We start from the raw sequence: 26,893 nt of genomic DNA on the forward strand, positions 1-26,893 counted from the left end.
GCCGCTCCGCCCGGTGTACAGGCGGGGCGAAGTCATCCTGTTGCCTCAATTGGACAACAGGTAGCGCAGACGAGCGGTACGAGCCGCGCCCCGGATCAGTTGAGAGGAATCGATCGAGATGACAAGCCTGAAAACCGACGCTTACCGTATTTCGGTCATGGCTGCCGGTGTGATGGGCGTGCTCGCGGCCGGGCTGGCGCCGGCCGGCGCGCAGCAGCAGCAGCAGCAGCCGCAGATTCCGAAGGGCTGGTTCAAGGCCTGCGCCAAGCAGGAAGACGTGGACATCTGCAACGTCCAGAACATCCTCACCGCCAACACCGGTCAGGTCATTACCGGCATCAGCCTGCTCGAACTGAAGGGCAAGGTGAACCGCAAGGTGTTCCAGGTGACTGTGCCGACCGGTCGTCTCGTGCCTCCAGGCATCGGCCTTCAGGTCGACGGCGGCAAGGCGCAGAAGCTTGAATACGTGCTCTGCTTCCCCGACCGCTGCATCGCCGAAGCGCAGCTCTCCGACGCGCTCGTGGCATCCTTCAAAAAGGGCACTGAACTGACGCTGACTTCGGTGAACTCGCAGAACCAGGCCAACCCGGTCAAGGTTTCGCTCAACGGCTTCACCGGCGCGTTCGACGGCCCGCCGCTGCAGCAGTCCGACATCGAGGACCGCCAGAAGAAGCTGCAGGAATTCGTCGCGAAGAACAATGAGGACTTCGCCAAGAAGCTCAAGGAAGAGCAGGACAAGGCCAAGACAGCCAACTGATTCACGGCGCGAAAATGAAAAGCGGGGCGACTGCCCCGCTTTTTCATTGCAGCGTCAGTACCGCTCAGTGCCGCGAAGGCGCCTTCGGCGAATAGTGGCCGTCCGCCGTCCGGTCGAAAAGCTCGCCCAGCTGCGGATGCCGGACCGGCTCGCCTGACTCGTCCTCGAGCAGGTTCTGCTCGGACACATAGGCGATGTATTCCGTCTCCGAATTCTCGGCCAGCAGGTGGTAGAACGGCTGGTCCTTGCGCGGCCGCACCTCTTTCGGGATCGACTGGTACCATTCCTCGGTGTTGTTGAACTGCGGATCGACGTCGAAAACGACCCCCCTGAACGGGAAGAGCCGGTGACGCACCACCTGACCGATTGCAAACTTAGCCGTTTTCATATCGTCCATGGTCCAAGTCTAGCGCCATATTTGGCGCAGTGCGGCATTCAATTCAATCCCGCACGCTTGCCGGACCGGGAAACTCGGTGTTACCGCGGCTAAGAAACCGGAAGAAGCGCGCAGAAAATGTCGGACGTACTGGGTCTCGTTCTGCCGTTTTTCGGCCTGATCTTGCTAGGCTTTTTCGTAGCGCGCATTACCCGCCAGCCGGTCGGGGCGCTCGGCTGGATGAATACGTTCATCGTCTATGTCGCGCTACCGGCGCTCTTCTTCCAGTTGCTCGCCAAAACCCCGTTCGAGCGCCTGGCCGAATGGACCTTCATCCTCGGCGCCATCCTTTCGACCTACACGATCTTCCTGATCATGTTCGCCGGATCGATGCTGTTTGCGGGCCGCAACATCGCCGAATCGACGATCAAGAGCCTCGCGGCGTCCTACGGCAATATCGGCTACATGGGGCCGGGTCTCGCGCTGCTGGTCTTCGGGCCGGAGGCGGCGGTGCCGGTCGCGCTCATCTTCTGCTTCGAGAACATCATACATTTCGCGGTTGCCCCAATGATGATGGCGCTGTCGGGCGGCGAAAAAAACACGCCCCTCCAGCTTGCATACGGCGTCATCCGCAAGATCGTACTGCACCCGTTCATTATCGCCACCGCGTTCGGCGTTGCCGCCGCCTATTTCCATGTCCGGCCGCCTTTGCCGGTCGAGCGCCTGCTGGAATATCTGTCGGCCGCCGCCGCACCCTGTGCGCTGTTCGCGATGGGGGTGACGCTTGCGCTGCGCCCGCTGAAACGGGTGCCTAGGGAACTCGGACCGATCGCGTTCCTGAAGCTGATCCTGCACCCGCTGGTCTGCTACGTCGTGCTGAGCTGGGTCGGCAATTTTTCGGAAATCTGGCTGTTTTCGGCGGTGCTGCTCGCCGCCCTGCCGACCGCCACCAACGTATTCGTGCTTGCCCAGCAATATCATGTCTGGGTGGAGCGGGCCTCCGCCAGCATCCTGCTCACGACCTGCATTTCGGTCGCGACGGTCACCGGCCTGCTCTATCTGATCAAAAGCGGCATGCTACCGCCTGACCTGTTCCCTTAGACCCGACAGCATCGAGGCGAAGCCGCTGCCCGGCTGCAGTCCCTCGCGCATGAACAGCGCCCTCAGCGGTGCGAAGCCGCCCACCATGCCGAGCCCGGCGCTGCGGGCGAGTTGGACCGGCAGCATGTCCGACAGCAGCGACAGGTTGAGCAGGTTGACGGCGCCGGCGCGGGCCAGCACGTCCGGCCGCCGCCTCCGGTCATAGGCCGACAAGGCTCGTTCGGTACCCGGGTCATTTCTGTTTTCCGTAACGATTTGAACGAGATCGCGGACATCCCTGATACCGAGGTTCAGTCCCTGTGCGCCGATCGGCGGGAACACATGCGCCGCCTCTCCAACCAGTGCAACGCGGTTTTGGGCGAAGCGGACGGGCAGCGTCGCGCCAAGCGGATAGACCTGCCGTCCGGGCTCGACGGCGACGCGGCCGAGTATTGACTGCATCTGCTCCTCGACCCGTTCAGAGAGCGACGCGTCATCGAGTGCTGCGAGCTCCTCGGCCGTTTTCGGGTTCACCACCCAGACCAGGCTGGAGCGATCACCGGGCAGGGGCACTTGGGTGAAGGGGCCGGTCTCGGTGTGGAACTCGGTGGAGACGAAGCCGTGGCCGCGGCTGTGCGAGAAATTCAGCACCAGCGCCGCCTGTGGATAGGACCGTGTCGTGACCCTGATGCCCGCTGCCGCGCGCGCGGGCGACAGCCTGCCGTCCGCCGCGACGGCAAGCGCTCCCTCAACGGTGCTCCCGTCGGCCAGCCGCGCAAGGACGCCGCCGCCGCCGATGGTCCAGCTTTCGACCAATACGCGGCGCCACTCGATCGCCGGATGCGCCGCGACGGCCGATTCCAGCGCCGCGTTGAGGTCGCGATTGGGAATGTTGAGGCCAAAATGATCCTCGCCGATCTCTGCCGCGCGAAAGATCACCACCGGGCCGCGGATCAGCCGCTTCGTGGCGTCGGCAATGCGCATCACCTTCAGCGGCGCGGCCCTCGGCCCGATGACGGCGAGAACGCCAAGCCCGTCGAGAAACGCGAGAGCCGGCGTCATCAGCGCGGTCGTGCGCCTGTCGTCGGAGGATGGAGGCGGACCCGCCAGCGTCACCGGCATGCCGATGTCGGCAAGCGCCAGCGCCGCGGTCAGCCCGACCGGCCCCGTGCCGGCGATGATGATCCGTCCGTTCCGTTCCGTGTCCAAGGGCGCGCTCCACAATAACGAAGCCGAGCTATACGGCAGGCTCCGCAGGTTAATCAATGCGACGCTCGGACGCCGGGGGCGGCGATACGGCTTGTGCCGGTCGCGCCCCTGCGATTACTGTCGCTTCGTTTCGCCGGCCCGGCTTGGCCGGAACACGCAATGGGGTTGGCGAGGTCTTTGAAACCCATAAGAAAAGTGACTTGGCCGCAGGCGCGCGCCTTCTCGGTCCACCTGCTGACGGCCTCGGGGTCGTTCCTGGCCTTCCTTTCCCTCGTCGCCGCAAGCGAGGAGCGCTGGACCGCGATGTTCTGGTGGCTGGGCCTCGCGCTCTTCGTCGACGGCATCGACGGGCCGATCGCGCGCAAGCTCGACGTGAAGGAGATCCTGCCCACCTGGTCAGGCGAACTCCTCGACAACATCATCGACTACGTCACCTATGTGCTGATCCCGGCCTTCGCGCTCTACCAGTTCGGACTGATGGGAGAGGGGCTTTCGTTCCTCTCGGCGGCGATCATCGTCGTGTCGAGCGCGATCTATTATGCGGACACGGGGATGAAAACGACGGAGAATTTTTTCAAGGGCTTTCCGGTCGTCTGGAACATGATCGTCTTTACGCTGTTCGTCATCGAGCCGGGCGAATGGGTGTCCTTCGGCGTTGTGGTCATTGCCGGCGTCCTCACCTTCGCGCCGGTGCATTTCCTGCACCCGGTGCGGGTGAAGCGGCTCAGGCCAATCAATCTCGGCATCACGCTCGCCTGGTGCGCCTTCGGGGCGCTGGCGCTGGCCGAGTCCTTCCTGGCGCAGTTCTATACCCAGATCGGCGTGCTGGCCGAAAACGTCAGCGCCTTCACCAAGATTGGCATCGGCGTGACCAGCGTCTATCTTTTCTGCATCGGCGGCGTCATGCAGCTGTTCCCGCACCTCGGTGCGAGAACCGAGCCTGAAAAGTCCTGACCATGTCCAAGGCCATCAAGGTCCACGCCCACGGCGGCCCCGAAGCGCTTTCCTATGAGGACGACGAACCCGGCCGGCCGGGCCCCGGCCAGGTGCTGGTGCGGCATACGGCGATCGGCCTCAACTTCCTCGACACCTATTACCGCAGCGGGCTCTATCCGGCGCCGAACGGCCTTCCGCTGGTTCCGGGCGGAGAGGCGGCAGGCAAGGTCGTCGAAGTCGGCGAGGGCGTCGACTGGCTGAAATCCGGTGACCGCATCGCCTACACGACGCCGCTCGGCGCCTATTGCGAGGAACGCCTGATCCCCGCCGACAAGCTGGTCAAGGTGCCCGACGGAATTTCTGACGAACAGGCGGCGGCCATGATGCTCAAGGGCATGACCGCCGAATATTTGTTGCGCCGCACCTTCAGGGTGAAGCCGGGCGACACGGTGCTTTACCATGCGGCCGCCGGAGGCGTCGGGCTGATCTTCGGCCAATGGGCCAGGCATCTCGGCGCGACCGTCATCGGCACGGCCGGCTCGCCCGACAAGATCGAACTCGCAAAGGCGCATGGCTTCGACCACGTCATCAACTACCGCGAGCAGGATTTCGTCGCGGAGGTAAAGCACATCACCAGCGGCAAGCTCTGCGATGTCGTCTACGATTCGGTGGGCAAGGACACGTTTCCGGGCTCGCTCGACTGCCTGCGCCCGCTCGGCATGTTCGTCCTGTTCGGCCAGTCGTCCGGTCCCATCCCGCCCTTCAACATGCAGATACTGGCGCAGAAGGGTTCGCTCTACGCCACCCGGCCGACGCTTTTCGTCTATATCGCCAAGCGCGCGGACCTCGAAGCCTCGGCGGCAGCGCTTTTCGACGTCGTTTCCTCGGGAACGGTCAAGATAAGGATCAATCAGCGCTATGCGCTGAAAGACGCGGCCAAAGCGCATGCCGACCTTGAGAACCGCAAGACCACGGGCACGACCATTCTGATTCCGTGAGTAATCCGGACCGTTGCCCCTGAGAATCTTGAAAATCTTTCAAGCCGGTCGGTGCTTTGCGTTGCGGCGCCGGTGGAACTACGATGCCCTCGGGAACTAAGAACAAATCTGGCAAACAGATCGGGAGGCACCGTGAGTGCTGGCGATAGCGGCGCGAACCTGCTCGAGGTTCGGGGCCTGACCAAAATCTTCGGTACGCTCAAGGCGTGCGACGGTGTCGACCTGACCATCCGCAAGGGCGAGATCCACGCCCTGCTTGGCGAGAACGGCGCCGGCAAGTCCACTCTGGTCAAGATGCTGTTCGGCTCGCTGGAACCCTATTCCGGCGAGATCCGCTGGAACGGCGACGCGGTTAAGATCGGCAGCCCGAGCATTGCCAAGAAGCTTGGCATCGGCATGGTTTTTCAGCACTTTTCGCTGTTCGAGGCACTCTCGGCGGCAGAGAACATCGCGCTCTCGCTGAACGACCAGACGCCGATCTCCACCATTGCCGCCAAGGCGAAGGCGCTGTCCTACAGCTACGGCCTGCCGCTCGACCCCTATTCGCTGGTCGGCGACCTTTCGGTCGGCGAGCGCCAGCGCATCGAGATCATCCGCTGCCTGCTGCAGACGCCCGACCTCATCATCCTCGACGAGCCGACGTCGGTGCTGACCCCGCAGGAAGCCGACAAGCTTTTCGAGACGCTCGAGCGGCTGCGCTCCGAGGGCAAGTCGATCCTCTACATCTCCCACCGCCTCGAGGAGGTGAAGCGCATGTGCGACGCCGCGACGGTCATGCGCCACGGCAAGGTCGTCGGCCATTGCGATCCGCGCAAGGAGACCGCCTCCTCGCTCGCCCGCATGATGGTCGGCACGGAAGTGCACGCGGTCGTGCGCGAAGCTGTCGAAGGCATCGAGAAGGCCGAGCCGCTGCTTGAGATCAGGAGCCTCAGCCGCAAGCCGGCCACGCCGTTCTCCATGCCTCTCCGCAACATCTCGCTCAATGTCCGGGCAGGGGAGGTCATCGGCATCGCCGGCGTGGCCGGCAACGGCCAGGGCGAGTTCTTCGAGGCCGTATCCGGTGAAGTGATGCAGCAGGACGCCGGCACGGTCCGCATCCGGGGCAAGGACGCCGGGCGTCTCAACATCACCGGCCGGCGGCTGCTTGGCGCGGCCTTCGTGCCGGAGGAACGCCTCGGCCATGGCGCCGCGCCGCGCATGAAGCTGTCTGAAAACCTCTTCCTCTCGCGTTATGCAACCGACGGCAAAGCCTTCCTAGGCGCCGGCGGCATCGTGAAGGAGGCCGCGATCGACAAGGCCGCTCAGCGCATCATCGAGGTGATGGATGTCAGGAAGAGCGCGCGCGATCCGGAGGCTGCCTCGCTGTCGGGCGGCAATCTGCAAAAATTTCTCATCGGCCGCGAGCTCGACCGGCGGCCCGCCGTCATGGTCGTCAACCAGCCGACCTGGGGCGTCGACGCTGGCGCAGCGGCCAAGATCAGGCAGTCTTTGATCGAGCTGGCGCGCAGCGGCTCCGCCGTACTTGTCATCAGCCAGGACCTCGACGAACTCTTCGAAATCTCCGATGCGATCGCCGTCATGCACAATGGCGAGCTGTCGAAGCCGCTGCTGCGCGCCGAGGCGACCTTCGAGAAGATCGGCCTCTTGATGGGCGGCGCCGAACCTGGTCATCCCGACCACGCCCTGGAGACCGTCTGATGCGGATCGAACTCGTCAGGCGGCCTCAGCATTCGGCGCTGTTTTCGGCGCTGTCGCCCTTCATCGCGCTCGGCCTGACGCTGATTGCCGGCGCCATCATGTTCTCGCTGCTCGGCAAGAACCCGCTCGAAGCGCTTTACTATTACTTCATCGATCCGCTGACCGGCATCTGGGACCCGTCCAATCGCTGGCAGCTTCACGAGCTTGCGATCAAGGCAGCGCCCTTGATCCTGATCGCGGTGGGCCTCTCCGTCTGCTACCTGTCAAACAACTGGAACATCGGCGCGGAAGGCCAGTTCATCGCCGGCGCGATTGCCGGCTCCTTCATACCGGTCGTGTTTCCGGGCTTCCACTCCTGGATCGTGCTGCCGCTGATGCTGATCCTCGGCATGGCCGGCGGCGCGGCGTACGGCGCAATACCGGCCTTCTTCAAGGTGAGGTTCAACACCAACGAAATCCTGACCAGCCTCATGCTGGTCTATGTCGCGCAGCTCTTCAACGACTGGCTGGTGCGCGGCATCTGGCGCAACCCGGAAGGCATGAGCTTCCCGGGCACCATCCGCTTCAGCGAATACGCCATCCTGCCGCAGGTCTGGCCGGACGCCGGCCGCGCGCATTGGGGTTTCGTCCTGGCGCTCATAGCTGCCGTGGTCGTCTGGTTCATGCTGTCGAAAACGCTCAAGGGCTTCGAGGTCAAGGTGCTCGGCCAGAGCCCGCGGGCAGGGCGCTTCGCCGGCTTTTCGTCGGGGCGTATGGTGTTTTTTGCCTTCCTGCTCTCCGGTGCACTTGCCGGCCTAGCAGGCATTTCGGAAGTCGCAGGCCCGATCGAGCATCTCAACGAGAAGATCTCGATCGGCTACGGCTTCACCGCCATCATCGTCGCCTTCCTGGGGCGGCTCAATCCGCTCGGCATAGTCGCGGCAGGCATCATCCTGGCGCTGACCTATCTCGGCGGCGAGTCGGCGCAGATCGCGATCGGCGTCTCAGACAAGGCGGTGCGCGCCTTCCAGGGTATGCTGCTCTTCTTCGTGCTCGCTTGCGACACGCTGATCCACTACCGCATACGCATTGTCGGCGCGCCTGCCGCCAAGGCGGGGGAGGCCGCGCAGAATGCTTGAGCAGATCATCATCACCATCGCCACCGCCGCGACCCCGCTGCTCATCGCTGCCTTGGGGGAACTCGTAGTGGAGCGCTCGGGCGTGCTCAACCTCGGCGTCGAAGGCATGATGGTCATGGGCGCGGTCACCGGCTTCGCGGTGGCGCTCACGACAGGGTCTCCATGGCTGGGCGTGGTTGCAGCGATCGTCGTCGGCGCGCTGTTCTCGCTGCTGTTCGGCTTCCTGACGCTGACGCTGGTGACGAACCAGGTCGCGACCGGCCTCGCGCTCACCCTGCTCGGCATCGGCCTTTCCGGCATGATCGGCGAGAGCTTCGTCGGCCAGCCAGGCATCAAGCTCGGCACGCTCTATATTCCCGGCCTCACCGACCTTCCATTCGTCGGCAAGCTGTTCTTCGGCCAGGATCCGATCTTCTACCTGTCGATCGTGCTCACCTTTGTCGTCGCATGGTTCCTGTTCAGGACGCGCGCTGGCCTCACGCTCCGTTCGGTCGGCGACAATCACGGCTCGGCGCATGCGCTCGGCATCAACGTCATTGGCATCCGCTATCTGGCGGTCATGTTCGGCGGCGCCTGCGCCGGGCTCGCCGGGGCTTTCCTGTCGCTCGTCTATACGCCGCAATGGATCGAGAACATGACCGCGGGGCGCGGTTGGATCGCGCTGGCGCTTGTCGTGTTCGCCTCCTGGCGTCCGTTGCGCGTGCTGGCCGGCGCGTATCTCTTCGGCGCGGTCTCGATCGGCCAGCTCCACGCGCAAGCGCTGGGGATAGGCATACCCTCGCAGCTGCTTTCTTCGCTTCCCTATCTGGCAACCATCGTCGTCCTCGTTCTAATCTCAAGGAACAGGCGATTGACGATGATCAACACACCGGCATCTCTGGGGCGGCCGTTCGTGCCAGATCGCTAGACCACAAGAAAAACACGGGATGAGACCCCAAAAAGAACCTCAAGAGGATACACTCACATGAAAACCAGATTTCTAACACTCGCAGCCACCGCGGCCGCGCTTGCCTTCGGAACGATGGCAGCCGAGGCCAAGGTCAAGGCCTGCTTCATCTATGTCGGCCCGATCGGCGATTTCGGTTGGTCGTATCAGCACCATCAGGGCGCGCTCGAAGCGCAGAAGAACCTGGGCGGCGAGGGCGAGGTTGAACTCGCCTATCTCGAAAGCGTTCCGGAAGGCGCCGATGCCGAGCGCGCAATCGAGCGTTTCGCCCGTTCCGGCTGCAACATCATCTTCACGACCTCCTTCGGCTACATGGACGCGACCAACGCGGTCGCGAAGAAATTCCCCGACGTGAAGTTCGAGCACGCGACGGGCTTCAAGCGCGAATCTCCGAACATCTCGACCTACAACTCGAAGTTCCACGAAGGCCGCTACGTTCAGGGCATCATCGCGGCCAAGATGTCGAAAGCGGGCGTCGCCGGCTACATCGCCTCCTTCCCGATCCCGGAAGTCGTGATGGGCATCAACTCCTTCGTGCTCGGCGCGCAGACCGTCAACCCGGACTTCAAGCTGAAGGTGGTGTGGGCGAACACCTGGTTCGACCCGGGCAAGGAGGCCGATGCGGCCAAGGCGCTGATCGACCAGGGCGTTGACATCATCACCCAGCATACCGACTCGACCGCCCCGATGCAGGTTGCCGCCGAGCGCGGCATCAAGGCTTTCGGCCAGGCCTCCGACATGATCAAGTTCGGGCCGGAGACGCAGCTCACCTCGATCGTCGACAATTGGGGTCCGTACTACACCAAGCGCATCAAGGCGGTGATCGACGGCAACTGGGAGCAGATCGACGTCTGGGGCGGCATGAAAGACGGACACGTCGTGATGGCGCCGTACGCCAACATGCCCGACGACGTGAAGAAGGCCGCCGAAGGGGCCCAAGCCAAGATCACTGCGGGCGAACTCAACCCCTTCACCGGCCCGATCACCAAGCAGGACGGCACGGAATGGCTGAAGGCTGGCGAGACCGCCCAGGACGGCGTGCTGCTCGGGCTCAACTTCTACGTCAAGGGCGTGGACGACAAGCTGCCGCAGTAAGCTAGGCCGCAATCGACAGTCCAGGGAAGGGCGCCTCCGGGCGCCCTTCTTTTTTGACCGCGCCCTTAGACAGGCTTATCACGCGTCCACCGAGCCAATGCAGGTCCTGTCGCGGCAAGCATAAAGCGTGTTCGGAGTTCGCTTAGTGCCGCCTGCGGGGAACGATCAGACCGCGGTTCCGTAGAGGTCGTAGGCGTCGGCCCGGTCGACCTTAACCGTGACGATGTCGCCGGCGCGAAGCGGCCGCCGCGACTGGATGTGCACCGAGCCGTCTATCTCCGGCGCGTCGTATTTCGTCCGGCCCTTGGCGGCGGTGCCGCTCGCCTCGTCGATGATGACGGGCAGGCGTTTTCCCACCTTCTTCTGCAGGAGGTTGGCCGAGATCTTCTGCTGGCGCTGCATGAAGCGGTGCCAGCGCGCTTCCTTGATCGCCTGCGGCACCTGCTCGAGTCCCATCTCGTTGGAGCGCGCGCCCGCGACCGGCTCGTATTTGAAGCAGCCGGCGCGGTCGATCCTGGCCTCGTCCAGCCAGTCGAGCAGCGTCTCGAAATCTTCCTCCGTCTCGCCCGGGAAGCCGACGATGAAGGTCGAACGTATGGCAAGGTCGGGGCAGGCCTCGCGCCAGCCGCGAATGCGCTCCAGCGTCTTCTCGCCATGCGCGGGCCGGCGCATGTTCTTCAGCACCCGCGGCGAGGCATGTTGGAAAGGAATGTCGAGATAGGGCAGGATTTTTCCCTCCGCCATCAGCGGGATGACGTCGGCGACGTGCGGGTAGGGGTAGACGTAGTGCAGCCGCACCCAGATCCCCATCTCGCCGAGCTCCTGGCTGAGGTCGAGGAACTTCGCCTTCACCTCACGGTCCTGGAAAAGGCTTGTCTGGTATTTGACGTCGATGCCGTAGGCGCTGGTGTCCTGCGAGATGACGAGCAATTCCTTGACTCCGGCCTTTGCAAGCTTCTCCGCCTCGCGCAAGACGTCGGCGGCCGGCCGGGAGACGAGGTCGCCGCGGAGTGCTGGGATGATGCAGAAGGTGCAGCGGTTGTTGCAGCCTTCCGAGATCTTCAGATAGGCGTAGTGGCGCGGCGTCAGCTTCACGCCTTGCGGCGGCATAAGATCGATGAAGGGCTCGTGCGTTGGCGGTGCTGCCTCGTGCACCGCCGCCATGACGCTCTCATAGGCCTGCGGTCCGGTAATCGCGAGCACGTTCGGGTGCTTCTCGCGGATCAGCTCGGGCGTTGCGCCCATGCAGCCGGTGACGATGACCTTTCCGTTTTCCTTCAGCGCCGTGCCGATGGCGCTCAGCGACTCGTCGCGCGCCGAATCCAGGAAGCCACAGGTATTGACGACGACGAGGTCGGCGCCGTCATGCTTGCGCGCGATCTCGTAGCCCTCGGCGCGCAGGCGCGTGAGGATGCGCTCGGAATCGACGAGCGCCTTCGGGCAACCGAGACTGACGAAACTGACGCGTGGTGCGGCCATGAACTGCTTTCTATATGCTGGGAAGGCGGCGCAGTATCACAGTTCGCGCGGTTTGTAAGCACCGCCGCGAGCAGGCGGAGGCGACCAGGCGCATACGGGTTGTCTGACCAATGACCTCAATGGCCGCCGCTGTGGCCGCCGAACCACGGGCTCAGGAAGCCGAACTGTGCGGGGAATTGATCCACGGCGCCGTCGAGCGTCATCTTCAGGGCGACATAGAGGATGATGGCCAGACCGATATAGGCGATCCAGCGGTATTTGTGCAGCAGGCGCGCCACGAAGGAGGCAGCAAATCCCATCAACGCAATCGACAGCGCCAGACCGAAGATCAGGACCGTCGGATGCTCCATCGCCGCGCCGGCGACCGCAAGCACGTTGTCGAGCGACATCGAGACGTCGGCGATGACAATCTGCCAGGCGGCCTGCGCGAACGTTTTACGCGGCGCCTTGGCAGCGACCGTGCCGTCCTTGTTATAGTCCGCATCGCCCAGCGCTTCGGTTGCTGCCTGTTCCGCCTCGTGCGAGGTGCGAAGTTCGCGCCACATCTTCCAGCACACCCAGAGCAGCAGCAAGCCGCCGGCAATGAGGAGAAACGGACCGATCTGCAAGAGCCAGGTCGTGGCGAGCGCGAAGCCTATGCGCAGGATCGTCGCCGCCGCGATGCCGACGAGGATCGCCTTCTTGCGCAGGTCGGCGGGGAGGCCAGCGGCCGCGAGGCCGATCACGATGGCGTTATCGCCGGCAAGGACGAGGTCGATCGCTATGACCTGGAGAAGTGCTGCAAACCCGGCGGCCGTGAAGATTTCCATTTAGTCCTCAGTTGAGCCTCGCCGCGGATGACGTTGACGAGCCCGTACAAGTGCACTGGCATCGCGTCAAGTGGAGTGGGTTGCACACAGGCCGGGACACACCGTCACGCCTTGATGAGGTGGGCAGGGCCAACGCATGCATATCCAAAAGTCGCATAAGATATATTATGGAACTTACATGACCGGAGTGATCGTTGAATTCCGGGCTTTTCCGACGACGCACGGGTTTCGCGAACCGACTTCCTCCGTGCGTTTTACTCGGCAATGTCGGCGACCGTGGCTCGTGCCGCAGCCACGAGCGTGTTAGGCCTTGCACTGAACACGGCATCATGTGCGCCGGCGGCAGCCCATACGGTTTCGTGCAGCAGCAGTCCGTTCTCGGCATAGGTCTTCACAGCGGACATGTGGCCTATCGGCGAAACGCCGCCGATGGCAAAGCCGGTGCGCTCGCGGATCAACCGCGGATCGGCGCGCTTCAGCGGCTCGCCGGTCAGCGCCTCGGCCTTCCTGAGATCCAGCCGGCTCGAACCCTGCATCAGAAAGAGATAGAGCCCGTCGCTCGTTTCGCCCTGGAAAATCAGCGACTTCACGATCTGCGCGACGCTGCAGCCGCATTGTGCCGCGGCTTCCTGCGATGTCCTAGTCGAAGCGCCCATGCGCTTCACCTCGATCTCCAGGCCGGCTTCCTTCGCCGCCTTTGTTACCCGCTCGATGCTGCCGGCCATGAGCTTCCTATTACATCATATTGATTCAAAACGGAATTTCGAGCACCATGCCGTCATAGGCCGGCTCCACCCCATCGGGCGTTTCGGCCATGACGGTCGCATAGTCGAGCGGCGTGTGCATGTGCGTCAGCACCGCCCGCCCGGGCTTCAGCCGCTCGATCCATGTCAGCGCCTCGCCAAGCGAGAAATGGCTCGGATGCCGCTTGTACTGCAGTGCGTCGATCACAAACACGTCGAGCCCGTGCAGCCGCTCGACGGTGGCCGGCGGAAAATCGCTGACGTCAGGGCAATAGGCCATGCGGCCGACCCTGAAGCCCAGCGAGACGATGTCGCCGTGGATCTGCGGCAGCGGCTCGAAGGTGAGGGGACCCCCCTCTCCTTCCACCACGAATGGCGACGGCGCATCGATCAGGTGCGGCCTCACGACCGGCGGATAAGACCCTCCCGGCGGCGTCTCGAAACAGTAGTCGAATGCCTGCTTCAGCCGCGTCAGCGTCGGCGCGTCGGCGTGGATGTCGATCAGGTTGCGCTGCTCGAGCCAATAGCCGCGCAGATCGTCGATGCCGTGTATGTGGTCAGCGTGGGGATGCGTATAGACCACCGCATCGATGCGCTGGACGCCGGCCATGAGCATCTGCGCGCGGAAATCGGGGCCGGTGTCGATAACGGCGCGGGTCGTGCCGCCGCCTTCCGCGACGCGCTCGATCATGGCGGCCGTTCTGGTGCGCCGGTTCCTGGGGTTCGCGGGATCGCAATTGCCCCAATCGCCGATTATCCGGGGAACGCCCGGCGACGAGCCGCAGCCGAGCACGGTGAGGCGCAGCATATCAGCCACGGGTCAGGCGTCCCGCCGGGCTGGCTGGGGCATCTTCGAGAACAGCCGGAGGAAGTTTTCGGTGGTGATTTGCGATATTTTTTCGTGGCTTACGCCGATTGTCTCGGCAAGAACCTTAGCCGTATGCACCACATAGGACGGCTCGTTGCGCTTGCCGCGCAGGGGCACCGGCGCAAGATACGGCGCGTCCGTCTCGACCAGCAGCCTGTCGTGAGGAACCTCAGCCGCGATGGAGCGCAGCTCCTCGGAATTCTTGAACGTCACTATGCCGGAGAACGACACGTAGCCGCCGAGCTTGACGCCGGTTCGCGCGAGCTCGCGGCCCGACGAGAAGCAATGGAGCACGAAGGGGAAGGTGCCCGTCCCCATCTCGTCCTCGAGCGTCTCGGCGATGTCCGCATCGGCGCTGCGGGCGTGGATCACCAGCGGCAGGCCGGTCCTGCGCGCCGCTTCGATGTGTGTGCGGAACCCCATCATCTGCGCGTCGCGCGGCGATTTGTCGTAATGGTAGTCGAGGCCCGCCTCGCCGATCGCCACGACCTTGGGATGCGCCGACAGCCGCACCAGTTCGCCCGCCGTCACGTCAAGCTCTTCCGCCGCGTTGTGCGGATGCGTCCCCACGGAGCAGAAGACGTTGTCGAACTCCTCGGCTATCGCCAGCACCTGGTCGAAGCGCCTCACCCGCGTCGAGATCGTCACCATGCGGCCGACGCCGGCAGCCTCGGCGCGCGCAACCACCGCCGCCCGTTCCTCGGCGAAATCGGGGAAATCGAGGTGGCAGTGGCTGTCGACAAGCATAACGGCTGATCTCAGGAGGCGGCTTCTTCGGCCTGCTCGACATAGCGCGGGAACACGGGCACGGGTGCCGGCAGCGCCGTTCCCGGCACCAGCGCGCTTGCGTCGTCGTCGGCATTGACGAAGCTGCGCTCGCCTCCCGGCACCGCCAGTAGGTCGAGCAGCTTTGCCGCGGAACCCGGCACGAAGGGCTGGCAAAGAATGCCTACCCGCCGCAGCGTCTCCGCGGTCGTCCACAGCACCGTCTCCATGCGCGCCGGATCGTTCTTCCTCAGCGCCCAAGGCTCCTGGCCGGCAAAGTAGCGGTTGGCCTCCGCGACCACGCCGAAGATCGCCGCCAGCGCCTGGTGAATCGCCTGCTCGGCCATCGCCTTGCGCGCGGTCGCCAGCGCGTCGGCCGCCTGGCTCAGGATCGCCGTGTCCGCTTCCGCCAGCGTACCCCGCGCCGGCACCAGCCCGCCGCAGTTCTTGGCGATCATCGACAGCGAGCGCTGCGCCAGATTGCCGAGATCATTGGCGAGGTCGGCATTGGTGCGGTTCACGATCGCCTCGTGGCTGTAGCTGCCGTCCTGTCCGAACGGCACCTCGCGCAGAAAGAAATAGCGGACCTGGTCCAGCCCGTAATGCTCGATGAGCGCAAACGGATCGACCACGTTGCCGACCGACTTCGACATCTTCTCGCCGCGGTTGAACAGAAAGCCGTGCGCGAAGACCCGCTTCGGCAGTTCGATGCCGGCCGACATCAGGAACGCCGGCCAGTAGACCGCGTGGAAGCGCACGATGTCCTTGCCGATGATGTGGGTCGCGGGCCAGTAGGACCACTTCTCAGCTCCCGTGTCCGGATAGCCCGCGGCGGTGATGTAGTTGGTCAGCGCGTCGACCCAGACGTACATCACGTGCTTGTCGTCGCCGGGCACCGGCACGCCCCACTTGAAGGTCGTGCGGGAAACCGACAGATCCTGCAGCCCCGACTTCACGAAGCTGACTACCTCGTTGCGGCGCTCCGCCGGCCCGACGAATTCCGGGTTGCTCTCGTAAAGCGCGAGCAGCCTGTCCTGGTAGGCCGACAGGCGGAAGAAATAGCTTTCCTCCTCGGTCCATTCGACCGGCGAGCCGAGCGGCTCGCGGCGCACGCCGTCGTCGCCGACGGTCGTCTCCTTCTCGTCGAAATAGGCCTCCTGGCGCACCGAATACCAGCCGCTGTAGCGGTCGAGGTAGATGTCGCCATTGGCCGCCATGCGTTCCCAGATTGCCTGACAGGCCTTGTAGTGGCGTTCCTCGGTGGTTCGGATGAAGTCGTCGTTGGAACAGCCAAGCGCCGCGTCCATCTCGCGGAACACCGCGGAATTGCGATCGGCGAGTTCCTTCGGCGTGATGCCTTCCTTCTCCGCAGTCTGCTGCATCTTGAGGCCATGTTCGTCCGTCCCGGTCAGGAAGAAGACGTCCTTCCCGTCACAGCGCTGGAAGCGCGCCAGCGCGTCGCTGGCGATGACCGTGTAGGCGTGGCCGATATGCGGCTTGCCGTTCGGATAGAAGATCGGTGTCGTGAGATAGAATTTGTCGCGTGACATGGGATGGCGCCGTTCGGGAATGCAAGGACAAGGTTCGGGGGAAATAACGCATCGGAACAGCCGAAGCCACCCCGCGCAGGAGCATCAAAGCCCCGGCGGCGCAGCATCACATTCGGAACGTGTCTTGCAGGCGAAGGATCATGTTCAGCGCGTGTTGTTTGCGGTCGAGGTTATAGGTCCCGGTTTCCTCGATCGCAACCCGCGATTCCTCCCAGTTCTGCGAACAACGGTTCGCCAGCGTCGCATCGCCCCTCAGCGCCGCGGCGCTCGCTGCTTCAACCAGCATGTCGAGGACATGGCGGTTGAAGATGTCGAACTGGATGGCGCTGTCGCGCCCCGCGACTGCATCGGCGATGCGGTGCGCCGCGGCGACGTCCAGGTTTTGACCCCGCACGATGGCGTCGGTCGCCTCGGCGATCTCCAGCCCGCCATATTGGGTGAGCAGGACAGCCATGCGCACGCTGCCGCCGGCGCGCTCCGCCAGTGCGCGGCGCGAGGCCTCGTCCGGCGGTGGCGGTGGCTCCAATCCACCGAGCGCCTCCATCAGATCGTTGTCGGCAAGCGGCAGGAGCCGGACCATCTGGCAGCGCGAGCGGATCGTCGGCAGCAGCCTGCCCGGCGAGTGCGAAATCAGGATGAAGACGGTTCGCGACGGCGGCTCTTCGAGGTTCTTCAGCAGGGCATTTGCCGCGCTGACGTTCATGTCGTCGGCGGGATCGACGATCACCACCCGGTAGCCGCCGTCATGCGAGGTCATGGACAGGAAGCGGCTCACCCGCCGGATCTCGTCGACGGTGACGACCGTCTTGAAACCCTTGGTCTTCTCGTTCGCCGGCCGCGTCAGATGAAGCACCGACGGATGCGCGCCGATTGCGATTTGCCGGAACAGCGGCGACTCCGGATCGGGCGCCGCCAGTTCCGCGGGCGCGCTTTCGTAGCGGGGAAATTTCAGCAGGTGATAGGCCAGATGAAAGGCCAAGGTCGCCTTGCCGACGCCGAGCGGTCCGGCCAGAAGCAGCGCATGTGGTAACTTGCCGGCGCGGTAAGCGGCCGCCAGCATCGAAGCCGCCTCCCCGTGGCCGACCAGATGCGGGTTCTCGGAAGGCTCGGGAACCCCATCCAGCGTGTCGTGCTGCTCCGGTGCGATGCGTTCGAACATGGTTTGCCTCAGGCTCCCTGCACCGCTTCGTGGTCGGCATGCGACCGCGCTTCCAGCGCCGCGAACACTGCCGCCGTCACCGCATTCTCAACGGTCTCCGCGTCGGCCGAAGCGTCGATGACAGTGCAGCGCTTCGGCTCCTTCCTGGCAATGTCGAGGAATGCCTGGCGGCGGCGCTTGTGGACCGCGAGCGTCTCCTTCTCGAAGCGGTCGGGCTGGTCGTCGCCGCGCCGCGCGGCTGCCCGGCGAAGCCCCTCTTCCGGATCGATGTCGAAGATCAGCGTCATGTCGGGCATGACTCCGTTGACGGAGATACGCTCGATCTCGGCCAGCATCGCAGCGTCGACGTTGCCCGCCATCCCCTGGTAGACGCGCGAGGAATCGACGAAGCGGTCGCACAGCACGATCTTGCCGCGCCTGAGCGCCGGGCGGATGAGCTGTTCGACATGGTCGCAGCGCGCGGCGGCGAAAAGCAGCGCCTCCATCTGCGGACCGAAAGGCTCGGCGGCGCCCGACAGGATGACATGCCTTATCGCCTCGGCGCCCGGCGAGCCGCCGGGCTCGCGCGTCACGACGACGGGGTAGCGCTTGTCTCGCAGCTTGTGGGCAAGCTGCCCGATCTGCGTCGACTTGCCGGCCCCCTCCCCGCCTTCGAACGTGATGAAAAACCCGCGCGCCAAATCCGCCAATCCATGCCAGGGCCGCGCGTGAACGCCGCCGACGATTGTATTTAGAACAATGGACGCCCGGATGAAACGAATTCGTGTGCGAAAGCCAGATCGTCGGATGCGGGAGCCGCCAGTTGCTCCAACTGCTTAGCGCAGCCAGCCCACCATGAGCTCACCCATGGCATCCAGCGCGCGCTGCTGCAGCGTACCGAGCCCGACCGTCTCGGCCGCATAGAGCGGCGTTTCCTGGCTCATATTGTCGCCGATCCAGATCCTCAGCACCCCGACCGGCGTGCCCTCCTTCACCGGTGCCGTCAGGGGCCCCTGATAGACGATCCGCGCCACCAGGCGATCCGTATTCGTGAGCGGGATGAAAATGCTGATCGGCCCCTTGGCCTTCAGCGCGACGCCGGATTTTTCGCCGCCGAAAACCTGCGCTTCGCCGATGACCTCCTCGGCGGCGAAAAGCTCAGTCCTTTCGAACGCGCGCAGGCCCCATTCAAGCAGCTTGCGCGATTCCTCGGCGCGCTCAAGTTCGCCGGTCATGCCGCTCATCGCGGCGAAGACGCGGTTGTCGCCCCGCGCCACCGAGCCGACGATGGCGTAGCCCGAGGCATCGGTATAGCCGGTCTTCATGCCGTCCGCGCCAATCTCCATCTCAAGCAGCGGGTTGCGGTTGGGCTGGGTTATCTTGTTCCAGGTAAACTCGCGCTGACCGTAGAAATGGTAATATTCGGGGTATTCCTTCCAGATGTGCCGGCCAAGCATGGCGAGCTCGCGCATCGTCACGACCTGGCCCTCGGCGGGCAGGCCGTTGGAGTTCTTGAACACCGATTTCGTCAGCCCGATCTGGCGGGCGCGTTCAGTCATCAGCGTCGCGAAATTCTCCTCCGTCCCGGCCAGGCCCTCGGCAAGCGTGATGCAGGCGTCGTTCGCCGACTGCACAATGACGCCCTGGATCAGGTCCTCGACCCGGATCTGCGACTTCAGCTTGGCGAACATGGTGGAGCCGCCGGATTTCGCGCCGCCCTTCTTCCAGGCGTTCTCGCTAACCGCGAACTTGTCCTCCATCGACAGGCGGCCGACCTTCAGCGCGTGGAACACCACTTCCATGGTCATCAGCTTGGCCAGCGAGGCCGGCGGGATGAGCTTGTCGGCGTCCTTGGAGTACAGAATCGTGCCGGTCTCGGCGTCGATCATCACGGCTTGCTTGGCGCGAGTCTCGAAGAGCTGGGATTGTGCTTGCGTCAGCCCCGCGCCGGCGGAAGCGAACAGCCCCGCGAGCGCGATGACGATGAAGGAGAATGCGCGTGTTGCCATGAGCGCGATGTCCTGCAGGAATGCGGCTGAGATATGAAAACTACCAGCCATCCGTAACACGGATCAACGCAGGATCAATCGGCGACGGCGGAAATCGCGCAGATGTGTTCCGGCGCGTGGCGGCTGCGATCAGTCGCGGATGGTGATCGCGTCCGGCGCTCCGTGCGTCCACGCGGCCTCGAGCAGTTCATCGATCGAGACGCGCCCGTCGCTGCGAAGGTTGACGCCGTACCACATGGTGCCGTCGATCTCGGTCATTTCGATCTCGGTCTTGCCGAAGGCGGCCAATTTCTCGGCCAGCCTGTTCGCCGCGCCCTCGCCGGTGAACGATCCAGCGGCGATATAAGGCGCGCCGGCCGTGCCGCCGTTCATGCGCTTCCAGGATTGCACCACCGCGTCGGCGTTCAGCCCGCCGAACGCCGCGAAAGCCGCCGTGCCCTGCTTGCCGTCTTGCGCATAGGAGAGCGACGCCATGGCGACCTGTACGTTCCCGATCCCGTCCGGCGCCGGCCGTTCCGGCGCGATGGGACCGGCATCCGGCAGCGCAAGGCTGCTCGAGCCCGTGGCCATCGCGTCCAGCATTTCGCCCGGGAAACCGGCCGCCCCGACATCGGCGGTCGGCGTCGGGCCGTTCATGGCGATCATGACGCCGTCGGGCAATCCGTCGGACGGATCGGGCGCGCGGTTGCCGGGCCGATAGGACGCCATCAGATATTCGTCGTCCTCGCCGTCGAGCGGGGCGCGGCCGACATATTCGACCTTCACCTTCGCCGTGCCGGAATGCGTGTAGTCGAGCATTTCGGCCGCGCGCTTGGACAGGTCGATCAGCCGGTTGTGCGAATAGGGTCCGCGGTCGTTGACGCGCACGATGACCGAGCTGCCGTTCTCGACGTTGGTGACGCGCGCATAGCTCGGCAGCGGCATGGTCGGGTGCGCCGCGGTCAGATGCGTCATGTCGTAGATTTCGCCGTTGGCGGTGAGCCGGCCATGGAACGCATCGCCGTACCAGGACGCCAGCCCGGTCTTCTTGTAGTTCTTGTCTTCCTTTGGATAGTAGACCTTGCCGCGCACCTTGTAGGGCTTGCCGAGCTGGTCGCGGCCTCCGCCGCGCGCGAGGTTAGATTTTTTGGTGGAGACGCGGGGGCTTGCCTTCACGCCGTATTCGGATTCGGCAAAATATTCCTTGGAACGTTTCTTTACGTTCACCATCGCCTTGGGCTGCGACGAGGCGCAGGCGGCGAGAAACCCTGCCGCGGCTGTGAGGACAATGATGGTGGTTGCGCTGCGGAGACGCGAGCGCGCCGAAATCAGCATATTCGAATTGTCCCCTGCGTATGCGCTACCGAATCGGTCCCCAATACCCCTCAATATGCACGGGAACGCTTAGCAGCTTGTTAAGCGATTATGTCCGCAACAGGGCAGCAATGTGGCAACCCTGCCGGAATCGCGCCGCCCGATATTGGACTGCAGAACTGTTTGAGATAGCTTGGCATATCAAGCCAGGAGGCCGCCATGCGTCCGGAGCGACACGCTCTATTGCCTGCCATTGTCGCCGCCCTCGTCCTGTTGTCGCCGGCGGCGCGGGCTCAGGAGTGCATCGGCGAAAACTGCGCTGCAGGTGAAAACGTCGAGGAATGCACTGGCGAGAACTGCGCCCCCAATGAAAACGTCGAGGAATGCACCGGCGAGAACTGCCTGCCGCCATCGGAGAACGGCGTCATCGACTGTGAAGGCGAAAACTGCACGCCGCAATCCGATAGCCTGCGCAACCCGTTCGACAATTGCGACCACCGGCAACAGACGACATCCTGACCGCTTGAGCATCGTCCGCGCCCGCCGGCCGCCCGGTTCCTTACATGAGCACGGAACGGACAGCGATGATCTTCGATGGACCTGATGCCGCGCCGGTGACGATATTGCTCGCCCACGGCGCCGGCGCACCGATGGATTCGCCCTCGATGACGGCTGCCGCGCAGGCCTTGGCATCCGTCGGCTTTCGTGTCGCCCGCTTCGAGTTCGGCTATATGGCGGCGCGCCGTTCCGGACACCGCAAGCCGCCGCCCCGCGCCGAGACCCTCAACCCCGAATATCTCGCCGCCATCGATGCGCTGGCTTCTGGCGGTCCGCTCATCATCGGCGGCAAGTCGATGGGCGGCCGCGTCGCCAGCATGATCGCCGACGAGGCCTACATGTCGCGCAGGATCGCGGGCCTGCTTTGCCTCGGCTACCCGTTTCATCCGCCGGGAAAACCCGCGCAACTCCGGACGAAACATCTTGCACAGATCGAGACGCCCACCCTTGTCGTCCAGGGCACGCGCGACGAGTTCGGCACGCGCGACGAGGTTTCAGGCTATGAACTCTCCGACCGCATCGAAGTCGTCTGGCTGGAAGACGGCGACCACGATCTGAAGCCGCGAAAAAACGTGTCGGGCTTCTCCACGGCGGACCATCTGAAGACGATGGCTGAGGCCGTGTCGGACTGGAGCCGGCGCATCATCCGCTGACGCCGTAGGGCATCTCCCGTGAGCGTGCCGCGGGCCGCCCTCGGAACCGGCAGCGCGCGCGCCCCACGCCTTGCCGGGCGCCGTTCGCTGCCGAGTTGACGCGGCGAACCACAAGGCGCTAAAGCCCGTCCTTGGTCGAAGCCCGGAGGGATGGCCGAGCGGTTTAAGGCACCGGTCTTGAAAACCGGCGTGGGCGCAAGTTCACCGTGGGTTCGAATCCCACTCCCTCCGCCACTTGCCCTCGCGAAAGCATTCTCCCGCTACGGCTTCGGCTGGATTTTGTCGTTACTTTCGAGGCTTATGCGTGATTGGCAGTCAACCGGCCCCCAGAGCTAAGTGACCAAAAAGCGCTCTCTTGCGCAGATATTCTCCAAACCTATTAACCGGCGGCTTCCGGTTAATAGCCTGCAAGTGTATGATGTTGTTTCACAAACGGAAGGCGCTCGCGAGATTTGGTTGGCCGGACCAGTCGGCTACCAATCGGGACCGGCAGCGAACTGTTTCGATGACCGAATTGGGGCCGACAGCAGAAGGTCCGTTAGTGAAGCAGGGAGAAGTGATACCGGACGTTCGATCACCGCCTGCGCTATCGAGTCCGCTGTCTCTTAACCGAAAGTATTACGACTTAAGCAAAGTGCCTCTCAGGTGATGCTCCTTATCACGCTGCCGTGAACGTTTCTCAACACAGAGTCCTGTTTCCGCGCTTGCGTGGCTGCCCCTCACGCCTATTCTGGCAAGGCAAAAACAATTCGCAAAAAAGCAATCGGGAGGAAAATATGACCAAGGAGAAAATTTCACGCCGCGGTTTCATCAAGACCGCGGCCCTCGGCGGCACGGCGGCAGCGGGCGCCACGCTTGCAGCGCCGGCCGTGCTCGCGCAGGCGCCGGTCGTCCTGAAGATGCAGTCGTCGTGGCCGGAATCCGATGTCTTCCAGGACATGGCCAAGCAATATGTCGAGCGCGTGCAGGCGATGTCGGGCGGCCGCCTGAAGATCGACCTGTTGCCGGCCGGCGCGGTCGTCGGCGCCTTCGCCGTGCAGGACGCCTGCCATGACGGCGTCATCGACGCCGCCCACACCGTGCCGGTCTACTGGTACGGCAAGAACAAGGCCGCCTCGCTGTTCGGCACCGGGCCGGTGTTCGGCGGCGACGCCAACCAGATGATCGCCTGGCTCTATTACGGCGGCGGCCAGGAATTCTATCGCCAGCTGACGCAGGACGTACTCGGCCTCAACGTCGTCGGCTTCCTGTCCTTCGGAATGCCGGCCCAGCCGCTCGGCTGGTTCAAGAGCGAGATCACCGACGCCAGCCAGCTCAGCGGCCTGAAATACCGCACCGTCGGCCTGGCCGCCGACTTGTTCCAGGCTATGGGCGCATCGGTTGCCCAGCTTCCCGGCGGCGAGATCGTGCCGGCCATGGAGCGCGGCGTCATCGACGGTTTCGAGTTCAACAACCCGACCTCCGACATGCGCTTCGGCTCGCAGGACGTCGCCAAGAACTACATGCTATCCTCGTACCACCAGGCCTCGGAATCCTTCGAGTACATATTCAACCGGGACAAGTTCGAGAGCCTCGATCCCGACCTGCAGGCGATCCTGAAACACGGCGTCGAGGCGGCGCATCTCGCCAATTACGCATTGGCGATGAACCAGTATTCCGCCGACCTGCAAAAGCTCGCCACCGAGCACGGCGTCAACGTCAAGCGCACGCCTGACTCGGTTCTGAAGGCGCAGCTCGAGGCGTGGGACAAGATCCTGCCGCCGCTGATGGAGGATCCGTTCTTCGCCAAGGTGGTCGACAGCCAGAAGGCATGGTGCGAGCGGGTGGTCTATTACAGCCTTCTCAACGCGCCCGACTACAAGCTCGCCTATCAGCACTACTACCCGGGCAAGATCTGACGCTGGCTGGCGGTGACGGGGCATGGCGCCCCGTCCCGCACTAAACGCCATGGGGGACGCACGGGTGGTTGGGTACATAAAATTCGCCGACGATCTGTCGGCCTGGTTTGGCAAGGTCTTCGCCTGGTGCATCATGGCGATGACCATCGGCGTAGGCTACGAGGTGGTCGTGCGCTACCTCTTCAACGCGCCGACGCCCTGGGCCTTTGACATAAGCTACATGCTTTACGGCACGCTGTTCATGATGGCCGGCGCCTACACGCTGTCGCGCGACGGCCACGTGCGTGGCGACTTCATTTACCGGCTCTGGCGGCCGCGCACCCAGGCCGCCGTGGAACTGGTGCTCTACTTCCTCTTCTTTTTCCCCGGCGTGCTGGCGCTGATCTTCGCCGGATGGCGCTATGCCTCGCGTTCGTGGCGCTATCTGGAGGTAAGTTCCAACAGTCCGGCGAACATTCCGATTTTTCACTTCAAGTCGGTGATCATTGCTGCCGGCATCCTGCTGCTCGTTCAGGGCATCGCCCAAGTGTTCCGCTGCATCATCTGCCTGAAGACCGGGACCTGGCTGCGCGCCGCGGATGATGTCGAGGAAACCGAGAAGATCCTCATGGAAGCCAAGACTCTCGACGCGCTGAAGCAAGGCTCGGAAGCGGTCGACATCCCTGCCGGCCGCGTCGGCGGCAAAGACGGGCGGGACGACAGGAAATGACCGACCCAGTCATCGCCGTTCTGATGCTCCTGATCCTGATCCTTGCGATCTTCCTCGGCTTCCCGGTTGCCTTCACCCTGATGGCTCTCGGCGTGGCGTTCGGCTACTACGCATATTTCGACGCCTCGCGCATGTGGATGCCCTATACGCGCGCGGTCGAAGGCGGTGCCGACAGCTGGACCCAGCTCGAATCATGGGTCCACGGCTTCTTCAACAACCGCATCTTCGACCTGTTCGTGAACCAGACCTACGGGGTCATGTCGAACGATGTGCTGACCGCGATTCCGCTCTTCCTGTTCATGGGCTACATCGTCGAACGCGCCAACATCGTGGACCGGCTGTTCTCGACGCTCTACATCGCCACGCGCCGCGTGCCGGGCTCGATGGCGGTTGCCGCGCTGGTCACCTGCACGCTGTTCGCCACCGCCACCGGCATCGTCGGCGCCGTAGTCACGCTGATGGGTTTGCTGGCGCTCCCAGCCATGCTGAAGGCCAAATACGACGTGCGTTACGCCACCGGCGTGATCTGCGCCGGCGGTACGCTCGGGATATTGATCCCGCCTTCGATCATGCTGATCGTCTATGCGGCGACCTCGGGTGTTTCGGTGGTCCGGATGTATGCGGCGGCGCTCATACCCGGCCTGATGCTCGCCGGCCTCTATCTGGTTTACGTCGTCGGCCGTGCATTGCTTCAGCCGCACCTCGCGCCGAAGCCGAAGGACGAGGATGTCGGAGAACATTCGTTCCTCGAAATAGCCTGGATGATGTTCACCTCATTCGTGCCCCTCGCGTTCCTCATTCTCGCGGTGCTCGGCGCGATCCTGTTCGGCTTCGCCACCCCTTCGGAGGCCGCGGCGGTCGGCGCCGCCGGCGGCCTGATCCTCGCCGCCGCCTATCGCGCGCTGACCTGGCAGCGGCTGAAGGAGTCGGTTTATCTCACCGCCCGCACATCGGCGATGGTCTGCTGGCTTTTTGTCGGTTCGGCTACATTCGCCTCGGTCTTCGCGTATCTCGGCGGCCAACAATTGGTCGGCGACTTCGTCACCGGGCTGGACATGTCGCCATTAATGTTCCTGATCGTCGCCCAGCTCATCATTTTCATTCTTGGCTGGCCGCTGGAATGGACCGAGATCATCGTCATCTTTATCCCGATCTTCCTGCCGCTTCTCGCGCAGTTCGATATCGACCCGCTGTTCTTCGGCATCCTCGTCGCGGTCAATCTCCAGACGGCGTTCCTCTCTCCGCCGATGGCGATGTCGGCCTATTACCTCAAGGGCATCGCCCCGGCGCATGTGCAGCTTCCCGACATCTTCCGGGGCATGATGCCGTACATGTTCATGGTCATCCTGTGTCTGGTGCTGATCTATATCTTCCCGCAGACGGTCTACTGGCTGCCCAACCTCATCTATGGGGGACGCTGAGACATGAACCGCAACCGCGTCATTGCCGTGATCGCATTTGCCGGGTTTTGCGCCTTCTTCGGCATTCTGCTGGTCAGGGTGGGCAGGATCGACCTGGGCGTGGTGATCTCCATCACGCTGGCGCTCACCGCCTACGACATCTGGTCGCAACTCTTCCGCCGGCGGCCTCGCTAATCGAGGCGGATATTTTTGCCATTCGCTACGAGCCGGATCCAGCCGCGATAGCGGACTTGATAGCTCGCCCAGGGATGCTGATAAGCGTCGCTACACGTCCGTGTGAGGCGCAGCGGGTATTCTGCTGCTCAAGCGTCTCGGCAAGATCGCGATTTCGTCCCTGCACCTCTTCGAAAAGCTTAGACTGCTCGCGCCTTATCGAGCTCGCGTTTGAGTACGGCAACTGTTGTTTCGAGCTCGACGTTCACCGCTGAACTTTTCCGCGCCCGGGCCGCCTGATCGGGTCCGCTGCGTCGAAGATTAGCGCTAACAGGCTTAGAAAATCTAGGAGCCTAAAGTGGAACGGCGTTTGTAGCGGAGAGCAAATGCCAGTTAGTCGCTAGCCCACGGGGCTAACAGGTCTGCTTTTGGGATCTAAGAAGCGTAGACGCATGCCCGCTTTGAGGGCGCGAAGCGGTCATCCATGATGTGCCGCCGAACGTCAAAAAGGCAGAACGTTCGCATATAGGCCAGATTGGTGGGCTCAGCGAGCATTCGCGGACTGACCTCCAACTCGATGCACTTGCCGTACCTGATGCTTCAGGCTGGACTCGCTCTCCGTTTTTGGACCCGG

26 protein-coding genes and 1 tRNA gene are annotated in these 26,893 nt (G+C 63.6%); 15 read left to right on the top strand and 12 right to left on the bottom strand.

Features of this window, described 5'->3' with window-relative positions; all coding sequences use genetic code 11:
* Positions 1–118 precede the first annotated feature (118 nt).
* Complete coding sequence (locus ABLE71_RS24825; protein WP_348786156.1) at positions 119–757, top strand: invasion associated locus B family protein; 639 nt, start codon at positions 119–121, stop codon at positions 755–757.
* 64 nt (positions 758–821) lie between these two features.
* Here ABLE71_RS24825 and hspQ read toward each other — a convergent pair whose 3' ends face one another.
* Positions 822–1,145, bottom strand: a complete 324-nt coding sequence (gene hspQ, locus ABLE71_RS24830) for a heat shock protein HspQ (protein ID WP_348786190.1) — start codon at positions 1,143–1,145, stop codon at positions 822–824.
* Positions 1,146–1,271: 126 nt separating this feature from the next.
* On the opposite strand from hspQ, the gene ABLE71_RS24835 reads away from it, so the two are divergent.
* The gene (locus tag ABLE71_RS24835) at positions 1,272–2,234 is read left to right on the top strand and encodes an AEC family transporter (RefSeq protein WP_348786157.1); all 963 of its coding nucleotides are present in this window, start codon (positions 1,272–1,274) and stop codon (positions 2,232–2,234) included.
* Here ABLE71_RS24835 and ABLE71_RS24840 read toward each other — a convergent pair.
* Positions 2,211–3,422 carry a UbiH/UbiF family hydroxylase gene (locus tag ABLE71_RS24840; protein ID WP_348786158.1) on the bottom strand — a complete coding sequence of 404 codons (1,212 nt, stop codon included), beginning with the start codon at positions 3,420–3,422 and terminating at the stop codon, positions 2,211–2,213. The genes ABLE71_RS24835 and ABLE71_RS24840 overlap by 24 nt on opposite strands.
* 177 nt (positions 3,423–3,599) lie before the next feature.
* On the opposite strand from ABLE71_RS24840, the gene pcsA reads away from it, so the two are divergent.
* From pcsA to ABLE71_RS24870, 6 genes are all read left to right on the top strand, one after another.
* Complete coding sequence (pcsA, locus tag ABLE71_RS24845) at positions 3,600–4,376, top strand: phosphatidylcholine synthase (RefSeq protein WP_348786159.1); 777 nt, start codon at positions 3,600–3,602, stop codon at positions 4,374–4,376.
* Positions 4,377–4,378: 2 nt separating this feature from the next.
* Complete coding sequence (locus ABLE71_RS24850; protein ID WP_348786160.1) at positions 4,379–5,356, top strand: quinone oxidoreductase; 978 nt, start codon at positions 4,379–4,381, stop codon at positions 5,354–5,356.
* Between the two features lie 132 nt (positions 5,357–5,488).
* The gene (locus ABLE71_RS24855) at positions 5,489–7,054 is read left to right on the top strand and encodes an ABC transporter ATP-binding protein (RefSeq protein WP_348786161.1); all 1,566 of its coding nucleotides are present in this window, start codon (positions 5,489–5,491) and stop codon (positions 7,052–7,054) included.
* Positions 7,054–8,172, top strand: a complete 1,119-nt coding sequence (locus tag ABLE71_RS24860; protein ID WP_348786162.1) for an ABC transporter permease — start codon at positions 7,054–7,056, stop codon at positions 8,170–8,172. The genes ABLE71_RS24855 and ABLE71_RS24860 overlap by 1 nt, the downstream gene beginning before the upstream one ends.
* A complete protein-coding gene (locus ABLE71_RS24865; RefSeq protein ID WP_348786163.1) occupies positions 8,165–9,079 on the top strand; it encodes an ABC transporter permease in 915 nt (304 codons plus the stop codon). The genes ABLE71_RS24860 and ABLE71_RS24865 overlap by 8 nt, the downstream gene beginning before the upstream one ends.
* Positions 9,080–9,136: 57 nt before the next feature.
* Entirely contained in the window at positions 9,137–10,213 is a 1,077-nt protein-coding gene (locus ABLE71_RS24870; protein WP_348786164.1) for a BMP family ABC transporter substrate-binding protein, read from the top strand.
* A 165-nt stretch (positions 10,214–10,378) separates the two neighbouring features.
* Here the strand turns inward: ABLE71_RS24870 and rimO are convergent, their stop codons facing one another.
* From rimO to ABLE71_RS24920, 10 genes are all read right to left on the bottom strand, one after another.
* Positions 10,379–11,692, bottom strand: a complete 1,314-nt coding sequence (gene rimO, locus ABLE71_RS24875) for a 30S ribosomal protein S12 methylthiotransferase RimO (protein WP_348786165.1) — start codon at positions 11,690–11,692, stop codon at positions 10,379–10,381.
* Positions 11,693–11,808: 116 nt separating this feature from the next.
* Positions 11,809–12,501: a TerC family protein gene (locus tag ABLE71_RS24880; protein ID WP_348786166.1), complete on the bottom strand. Its 693-nt coding sequence runs from the start codon at positions 12,499–12,501 to the stop codon at positions 11,809–11,811.
* A 254-nt stretch (positions 12,502–12,755) separates the two neighbouring features.
* On the bottom strand, positions 12,756–13,226 hold the full coding sequence (locus ABLE71_RS24885) for a YbaK/EbsC family protein (RefSeq protein WP_348786167.1): 471 nt from the start codon (positions 13,224–13,226) through the stop codon (positions 12,756–12,758).
* A 25-nt stretch (positions 13,227–13,251) separates the two neighbouring features.
* A complete protein-coding gene (locus ABLE71_RS24890; protein WP_348786168.1) occupies positions 13,252–14,061 on the bottom strand; it encodes an MBL fold metallo-hydrolase in 810 nt (269 codons plus the stop codon).
* Between the two features lie 3 nt (positions 14,062–14,064).
* Positions 14,065–14,859, bottom strand: coding sequence for a TatD family hydrolase (locus tag ABLE71_RS24895; RefSeq protein WP_348786169.1), 795 nt, complete (start codon positions 14,857–14,859; stop codon positions 14,065–14,067).
* An 11-nt stretch (positions 14,860–14,870) separates the two neighbouring features.
* Positions 14,871–16,427, bottom strand: coding sequence for a methionine--tRNA ligase (metG, locus tag ABLE71_RS24900; RefSeq protein ID WP_348786170.1), 1,557 nt, complete (start codon positions 16,425–16,427; stop codon positions 14,871–14,873).
* A 106-nt stretch (positions 16,428–16,533) separates the two neighbouring features.
* Positions 16,534–17,586: a DNA polymerase III subunit delta' gene (locus ABLE71_RS24905; RefSeq protein WP_348786171.1), complete on the bottom strand. Its 1,053-nt coding sequence runs from the start codon at positions 17,584–17,586 to the stop codon at positions 16,534–16,536.
* An 8-nt stretch (positions 17,587–17,594) separates the two neighbouring features.
* Positions 17,595–18,266 carry a dTMP kinase gene (tmk, locus tag ABLE71_RS24910; RefSeq protein WP_348786172.1) on the bottom strand — a complete coding sequence of 224 codons (672 nt, stop codon included), beginning with the start codon at positions 18,264–18,266 and terminating at the stop codon, positions 17,595–17,597.
* Between the two features lie 135 nt (positions 18,267–18,401).
* Positions 18,402–19,574: a D-alanyl-D-alanine carboxypeptidase family protein gene (locus ABLE71_RS24915; RefSeq protein WP_348786173.1), complete on the bottom strand. Its 1,173-nt coding sequence runs from the start codon at positions 19,572–19,574 to the stop codon at positions 18,402–18,404.
* Between the two features lie 129 nt (positions 19,575–19,703).
* Positions 19,704–20,888 (bottom strand): septal ring lytic transglycosylase RlpA family protein, encoded by a 1,185-nt coding sequence (locus tag ABLE71_RS24920; protein ID WP_348786174.1) that lies wholly within the window; start codon positions 20,886–20,888, stop codon positions 19,704–19,706.
* Positions 20,889–21,086: 198 nt separating this feature from the next.
* On the opposite strand from ABLE71_RS24920, the gene ABLE71_RS24925 reads away from it, so the two are divergent.
* The 7 genes from ABLE71_RS24925 (at position 21,087) to ABLE71_RS24955 (ending at position 26,280) form a co-directional block, all read left to right on the top strand.
* The gene (locus ABLE71_RS24925; RefSeq protein WP_348786175.1) at positions 21,087–21,386 is read left to right on the top strand and encodes a hypothetical protein; all 300 of its coding nucleotides are present in this window, start codon (positions 21,087–21,089) and stop codon (positions 21,384–21,386) included.
* 44 nt (positions 21,387–21,430) lie between these two features.
* Positions 21,431–22,078 (top strand): alpha/beta family hydrolase, encoded by a 648-nt coding sequence (locus ABLE71_RS24930; protein ID WP_348786176.1) that lies wholly within the window; start codon positions 21,431–21,433, stop codon positions 22,076–22,078.
* Positions 22,079–22,222: 144 nt separating this feature from the next.
* A tRNA-Ser gene (locus ABLE71_RS24935) sits at positions 22,223–22,312 on the top strand.
* Between the two features lie 542 nt (positions 22,313–22,854).
* Positions 22,855–23,976, top strand: coding sequence for a TRAP transporter substrate-binding protein (locus ABLE71_RS24940; RefSeq protein ID WP_348786177.1), 1,122 nt, complete (start codon positions 22,855–22,857; stop codon positions 23,974–23,976).
* Positions 23,977–24,040: 64 nt separating this feature from the next.
* Positions 24,041–24,685 carry a TRAP transporter small permease subunit gene (locus ABLE71_RS24945; RefSeq protein ID WP_348786191.1) on the top strand — a complete coding sequence of 215 codons (645 nt, stop codon included), beginning with the start codon at positions 24,041–24,043 and terminating at the stop codon, positions 24,683–24,685.
* The gene (locus tag ABLE71_RS24950) at positions 24,682–26,106 is read left to right on the top strand and encodes a TRAP transporter large permease subunit (RefSeq protein ID WP_348786178.1); all 1,425 of its coding nucleotides are present in this window, start codon (positions 24,682–24,684) and stop codon (positions 26,104–26,106) included. The genes ABLE71_RS24945 and ABLE71_RS24950 overlap by 4 nt, the downstream gene beginning before the upstream one ends.
* A 3-nt stretch (positions 26,107–26,109) precedes the next feature.
* The gene (locus ABLE71_RS24955; RefSeq protein WP_348786179.1) at positions 26,110–26,280 is read left to right on the top strand and encodes a hypothetical protein; all 171 of its coding nucleotides are present in this window, start codon (positions 26,110–26,112) and stop codon (positions 26,278–26,280) included.
* The last annotated feature ends 613 nt before the right edge of the window (positions 26,281–26,893 follow it).

Origin of the sequence: Mesorhizobium sp. KR9-304 (assembly GCF_040049215.1) — a bacterium.
Taxonomy (GTDB): Bacteria; Pseudomonadota; Alphaproteobacteria; order Rhizobiales; family Rhizobiaceae; genus Mesorhizobium_K.